7 protein-coding genes are annotated in these 6,248 nt (G+C 62.0%); 2 read left to right on the top strand and 5 right to left on the bottom strand.

Features of this window, described 5'->3' with window-relative positions; all coding sequences use genetic code 11:
• From BZL41_RS10235 to BZL41_RS10215, 5 genes are all read right to left on the bottom strand, one after another.
• Window positions 1-285: hypothetical protein (locus BZL41_RS10235; RefSeq protein WP_143518059.1), on the bottom strand; the 285-nt coding region annotated here is incomplete at its 3' end.
• Between the two features lie 3 nt (window positions 286-288).
• Window positions 289-1,152, bottom strand: a complete 864-nt coding sequence (locus BZL41_RS10230; protein WP_095599191.1) for a hypothetical protein — start codon at window positions 1,150-1,152, stop codon at window positions 289-291.
• Between the two features lie 94 nt (window positions 1,153-1,246).
• A complete protein-coding gene (locus tag BZL41_RS10225) occupies window positions 1,247-2,521 on the bottom strand; it encodes a glycosyltransferase family 4 protein (protein WP_095599195.1) in 1,275 nt (424 codons plus the stop codon).
• Window positions 2,522-2,730: 209 nt separating this feature from the next.
• Window positions 2,731-3,438 (bottom strand): DNA/RNA nuclease SfsA, encoded by a 708-nt coding sequence (gene sfsA, locus BZL41_RS10220; protein WP_095599190.1) that lies wholly within the window; start codon window positions 3,436-3,438, stop codon window positions 2,731-2,733.
• Entirely contained in the window at window positions 3,438-4,610 is a 1,173-nt protein-coding gene (locus BZL41_RS10215; protein ID WP_095599189.1) for a pyridoxal phosphate-dependent aminotransferase, read from the bottom strand. Before BZL41_RS10215 ends, sfsA begins: the two co-directional genes overlap by 1 nt.
• Before the next feature lie 186 nt (window positions 4,611-4,796).
• Here BZL41_RS10215 and dksA point away from each other — a divergent pair, with 186 nt between their 5' ends.
• Window positions 4,797-5,243, top strand: a complete 447-nt coding sequence (dksA, locus tag BZL41_RS10210) for an RNA polymerase-binding protein DksA (protein WP_095599188.1) — start codon at window positions 4,797-4,799, stop codon at window positions 5,241-5,243.
• 52 nt (window positions 5,244-5,295) lie between these two features.
• Entirely contained in the window at window positions 5,296-6,183 is an 888-nt protein-coding gene (gene gluQRS, locus BZL41_RS10205) for a tRNA glutamyl-Q(34) synthetase GluQRS (protein WP_095599187.1), read from the top strand.
• Window positions 6,184-6,248 lie beyond the last annotated feature (65 nt).

Genomic DNA, 6,248 nt, shown 5'->3' with positions numbered 1-6,248 from the left:
GGTATCTTTGTGCTTGAACAGAGTTCCGGAGAAGCCGGTACTGGTATTGGACAGATGCTCGACCACTACCCAGTCGCTGGTCAGGCCGGAGAGTTCGACTTGGGTTTTAGTAAATGTACTGGCGTGGTGATTGCCGGTGGTCAGGTTTTCCTTTGTCAAAGCACCTGACGTATCTTTGCCAGGCTCCTGATTTGGATTAATAGTGGCGTCGAAACCATACAGTGCCTCGGCGGCCATTTGCAGATTGGCGTATTTAAGATAGTCAGAAATGCTCAGAGTGTTCATGATTTATTGCTCCTTCCTTGGGATAAGGATTTGGTCTACGAATTTGCGGGTTGCTGCACCAGCACCAACAGCGTGCCCAGGGCATTTGTAGGCGGTCAGCCAGGGGCTAGGGTTGGCCCGACTGGCTGGGGTACTCCAGGCATAACGCAGCATTTCGCCCAGCACTTCATTGGTCTGAAGATCGATGACCTTGACCGTGCTGCTAGCCACACCCAGGGCGCGCTCCTCGGAGATCACGTGGTCCTCGAAGGTCACGCCATAGCGTGGAATGGGATCGGGGGCAGGAGATTTTTCCAGGAGGGTATCTATCCAGCCTATTTTCGACGTAGGTCTAGGTTTATGAACCAATACATACCGGTATCGCTGTTTATCTTCAGAATCGATCACATCGACATAGCGGTAGCCGGGACGATCCATAAGACCGGGACGACGGTCCGTTGCAATATATCCGCGTAGCTCCTTGGTGATTTTATCTGGCACACCCTTCGTTCTAACGGCGTATTCGTATCCAAGAAATGTGGTGATGTATTCATCAGTCTGGGCTTCCAGAGCAAACGCCGCCCCCGGCCACATGGGATCAGCCCATTCCCTTTCGCCGGCCTCCGGTCTTACTTTAAGCAGTACTAACCCTTCTACATCAGGCACGGTCTTGTAGATTTTTTCTCCGGCCACCGTCCGGCACTTCTCCTCCCAAAGTGCCTGACCAGCCTCGGCGCGTTGCAGCGGTGTCATCTCCGCCGGATCGATGACTACCTGCTCCGCCGTCATCGCAGGCATGTTCGTTACCTTGGGCGCTGGGTCACCGTCGCAGCCGGCGAACAGGCCGAGAAGAATCAGGGTTAACGCGGTTCTACGGGCCAGGTTCATGCCGCGGCCCTCAGAGTGTTAGTGTTCATAGTTACCGTTCTTTCCTTGTGTTCAATACGTGGTCGATGTGGCGGCTGCCGCACCGGCAGCGTGTTTAGGGCATTTGTAGGCGGTCAGCCAGGGACTGGGTTGGCGCTACTGGCTGTGCCAGCACTTCATCGCTCACCAAGTCATCGCCATGAATCAAGCGCCTATAAGCCTCCACACCTCGGCTCAACGAATAATCTTGCGCACTTAACCAAGCGGCACGCCTCAATGCCTGGAAGTCGCCTGGCCTGCTCAGTGCATTCACTACGTGCCTGGCGATTTCTTCCGTATCGAAGAAATCCACCCATAAACCGTTTTCCCCGTGGCGTATCACTTCGCGCACGGGCGCGGTGTTCGAGCCGACGATCAGGCAGCCGCTGGCCATGGCTTCCAAGAGAGACCAGGACAAGACGAAGGGATAGGTCAGGTACACATGGACGGCGGCTATCTGCAGGACCCGCTTATAGGTGGCGTAAGGGACTTTGCCGAGGAAGTGCACCCGCTCCGGAACGATGGGGTTTTCCGCCAGGAGTTTCGTACGCCAGTTGGGGGCGTCCATTGGCCGGCTGCCATAGCTGACGTCATCGCCACCCACGATAACCACGTGGCATGTGGGGTGTTCGTGCAGTATCCGCGGCAGCGCGCGCATGAAGGTGTGAAAGCCTCGGTAGGGCTCCAGATTGCGCGCCACGTAAGTGACGATGGGTTCACCCGCCTTGAGTATCCGGCCGTCGGGGAGTTTCAACCCGGCTTCGGGATCAGGTCCCAGGTTGGCGGTGTCGATTCCCTCGTGAATGATCCGAATCTTGTCTTGATAGGCGGAGGGATGGAGGCTGTGCTGCCATTGCGTCGGGGTAATAGCGGCGTCGCAGTTTTCCAGGCTCAGCAGGTGCATGGCATTACGGCTGCGGATTCTGGCCGCACCGTTGATATCCATGGGAAATTCGGGGTCGAAGCCGGCATCGGCTCCCTGGGTCTGGTAGTAGTACTCGCAGAAATGAACCAAGCGTGCCTTGGGAAAAGCCTCCTTGACGTAAAGGCTCTCGCCCCAGCCCGGATGGGCCATGACCACGTCGGGGCGATAGCCTTGGCGCTTGAGGTCCAATAACAGGCGAAGAACCTGCTGGCCGTGCAGTATTCCGTCTTCGAAGGTACGGGCATACGGGTGGGTGCCGCTGTTCGGCGAGCGGTGCGGCCGGTAACGCAAGAGGCGAACGCCCGGCAGCCCCGGTGCCTGTTCTCGGCCGATGGCCAGCAGTTCGATGCCTGGGCGTCCCGCTAAATCAGCAGCGATGTGGCGAAACTGGCCAGGGAAATTCTGGTGGAGGAATAGCACCTTCATGTGCATGCCCTTTCTTCATCCATGGATGGGGCGCATTGTTTCCGGCCAAACATTCAGAAAGACAGTGAGCCGGTCACATTTGAAGATGAAGCGGCAAAACGCTTACAAAAAATCTACCGATATTGGCAATGATCGGCCACGTTCCGAGCGGCCTCGGAGGGCCTCGTCGCCAGACTCTGGATTCCTGCGCGAACAGGCCTGCTGATCCTCTACAGGACCACCTCCAGCCGGCGCACCAGACGAATCTCCTCCGGGCTCAACTCGGCCCCGTAGGCCAGCACCTCGACCCCGGCCGCCACCGCCTCGCGCAACGCCGCTGCGTAGAGTGGATCGACTTCCTCCGCCGGCCGCACCGCCTCGATGCCGGACAGGTTCACGCAATACAGCTGCACCGCCCGCACGCCTTGCCGAGATAACGCGGCCAGCTCACGCAGATGACGGGCGCCGCGCACGGTCTGGGCATCGGGGAAGGCGGCGATGGGACTGCCGTCGAAGCCGAGGGTCACGCTCTTCACTTCGACGAACGCCGGGCCGGTCGGATAGTCCAGGCGAAAATCCACCCGGCTGTTTTCCAAGCCGTAGGGCACTTCGCGCTTGAGCGCGGTAAAACCGGCCAACTCGGGGATCGCCCCGTGCAGCAGTGCCTCTTCCACCAGCGGATTGGCCCGCGCGGTGTTCACGCAGGCCAGTCGGCCCTGGGGCGTTTCGCTCAGTTCCCAGGTGCCCGGCAGCTTGCGCTTCGGGTCTTGGCTACGGTGGAACCAGACCCGCCCGCCATCGGCCATGCAGTTGAGCATGGAGCCGGTGTTCGGGCAGTGGATGCAAAGCTCCTCACCGTCCGCAGTGACGATATCGGCGAGGAAGCGCTTGTAACGGCGCACCAGCCGCGCCTCTTCCAACGGGGTAACGAAGCGCATCAGGGCTGCCAGGTCCGCAGGCCGCGGGCAATGCGTTCCACTGCCTGCTCCAGGCGTTCCAGGCTCTGGGTGTAGGCGAAGCGCACGTGCTGGCCCGCCAGATAACGGCCGAAATCCAGACCCGGCGTGAAGGCCACGTGCTCGGTCTCGATGAAGTGGCGGCAGAAGGCGAAGGCGTCGCCACCGAAGGCGCCGATGTCGGCATATAGATAGAAGGCGCCCTCCGGCTCCACCGCGATCCTGAAGCCCAGCTCGCGCAGCGCCGGCAGGAGGAAGTCGCGGCGCCGGCGGAACTCGGCGCGGCGCTCCTCGAGGATCGCCAGGGTCTCCGGTTCGAAGCACGCCAGCGCGGCATGCTGGGCCATGCTCGGCGCGCTGATGTAGAGGTTCTGCGCCAGTTTCTCCAGCTCCGGCACGGCCGTCGGCGGCGCCACCAGCCAGCCCAGGCGCCAGCCGGTCATGCCGAAGTACTTGGAGAAGCTGTTGAGCACGAAGGCGTCGTCGTCCACCTCCAGCACGCTGGCGGCATCCGTCCCGTAGGTCAGGCCGTGGTAGATCTCATCCACTACCAGGTGGCCGCCGCGTTCCTTCAAGGCAGCGGACAGCGCGGCCAGCTCGTCGCGGTGCAACAGTGTGCCGGTTGGGTTGGCGGGCGACGCAACCAGCGCACCGACGCTATCCTTGTCCCAATGCCGGGCGACCAACTCGGGCGTGAGTTGATAGCGCACCTCGGGGCCCACCGGCACCAGTTGCGCCGCGCCTTCCACCAGGCGCAGGAAGTGGCGGTTGCAGGGATAACCGGGGTCGGCGAGCAGCCAGTGCTTGCCCGGATCGACCAGCAGGCTGCTGGCCAGCAACAAGGCGCCGGACCCGCCGGGAGTAATCAGGATGCGTTCGGGGTCAATGGTTAATCGGTAACGCTGCGTGTAGAAACGCGCAATGGCTTCACGGAGCTGCGGCAATCCCCGGGCGGCGGTGTAACGCGTATGCCCGTCGGCCAGCGCCGCCTGCCCCGCCGCGACGATGGGCGCGGCGGTGGTGAAATCCGGTTCACCGATTTCGAGATGAATGACATCATGGCCCATTGCTTGCAACTCGTTGGCACGCGCCAGCAAGGCCATGACGTGAAAAGGTTCGATGGCGCGGCTACGCGCACTGTAATACGAGGCCATGATGATCTCTGATTGAGGCGAAACACGAATTCTACCCAACGTCCCCGAGCCGCTGCAGCCACCATGACAACCGGGAGTAGCGCACCCCGACTTGATCTGGTAAGTTCGCCCGCTTGCAGCCGCAGGGCCGGTCGTCCGGCGAGGGACAACTACCTGCGCAATGGATATAGCGAGAGGCGGTCATCCATGCCCATTACTAAAACGACACCCAACAACAACCAGCTCGTCCGTGGCTTCGAGCCGTATCAGGAGACCAAGGGCGAGGAGTACATGAGCGACCGCATGCGCGCTCACTTCACCAACATCCTGAACAAGTGGAAACAGGAGTTGATGGAGGAGGTCGACCGTACCGTGCACCACATGCAGGACGAAGCGGCCAACTTTCCCGATCCGGCCGACCGTGCCAGCCAGGAAGAAGAATTCAGTCTGGAGCTGCGTGCCCGCGATCGCGAGCGCAAGCTGATCAAGAAGATCGACGAGACGCTGCAGCTGATCGAAGACAACGAGTACGGCTGGTGCGATTCCTGCGGCGTCGAGATCGGCATCCGCCGGCTGGAAGCCCGCCCCACCGCGACGCTCTGCATCGACTGCAAGACGCTCGCGGAGATCAAGGAAAAGCAGCTCGGTTCCTGATCCCGGCACGGGGCGCTTCGGCGCCCCGTTTCATTTTGCGCGCTTCTTCCCCATGAATGCTCCCGCCTATGTCGGCCGTTTCGCGCCCACGCCAAGCGGCTACTTGCATTTCGGCTCGCTGGTCGCGGCGCTCGCCTCCTACCTGGATGCCCGCGCCGTTGGCGGACGCTGGCTACTGCGCATGGAGGACCTCGATCCGCCCCGCGAAATGCCCGGTGCGCAGGACGCCATCCTGCATGCCCTGGAAAGCTACGGTTTCGAATGGGACGGCGAGCTGGTCCGACAGAGCGAACGGCATGATCGTTATGCCGAGGTCATCGACCGTCTCATCGAACGCGGCCTGGCCTATGCCTGTACCTGTTCGCGCAAACAATTGGAGGGTCATGGCGGCGTTTATCCGGGAACCTGCCGCAATGCCGGGCATGACCGGCACGACGCGGCCATCCGCCTGCGCGTGCCTGACCGCGAATACGCCTTCGTCGATCGTGTGCAGGGCGAATTCCGCCAGCACCTCGGACGAGACGTCGGCGACTTCGTGATCCGCCGCCGCGACGGCCTCTATGCCTACCAGCTCGCAGTGGTACTGGACGATGGCTGGCAAGGCGTCACCGACGTGGTGCGCGGCGCCGACCTGCTCGACTCCACCCCGCGCCAACTCTACCTTCAGGACCTGCTCGACCTGCCCCAGCCGCGCTACCTGCACGTGCCGCTGATCATCCAGCCGGACGGGCACAAACTGGGCAAGTCCTACCGCTCGCCACCGCTCGCCGCGGACCAGGCCAGCCCGCTGCTGCTCCGTGCACTGCGTGCCCTCGGGCAGCAGCCGCCGGCGGAGCTGGAGGGCAGCCTGCCCGGAGCGGTGCTCACCTGGGGTATCGCCCACTGGGACGCCACGCGGATTCCACGCAGCCGCACCCTGGCCGAAGCGCAGTTGCGCTGATGCCGTCAAGACTCGCCAAGCCGCGGCGCAGCGCTTATAACTGACAGCCTGCTGCTCGAGGCTTG

This window comes from Pseudomonas sp. PIC25, from assembly GCF_002286785.1.
Taxonomy (GTDB): Bacteria; Pseudomonadota; Gammaproteobacteria; order Pseudomonadales; family Pseudomonadaceae; genus Pseudomonas_M.
This window is presented reverse-complemented; position numbering and strand designations above follow the sequence as displayed.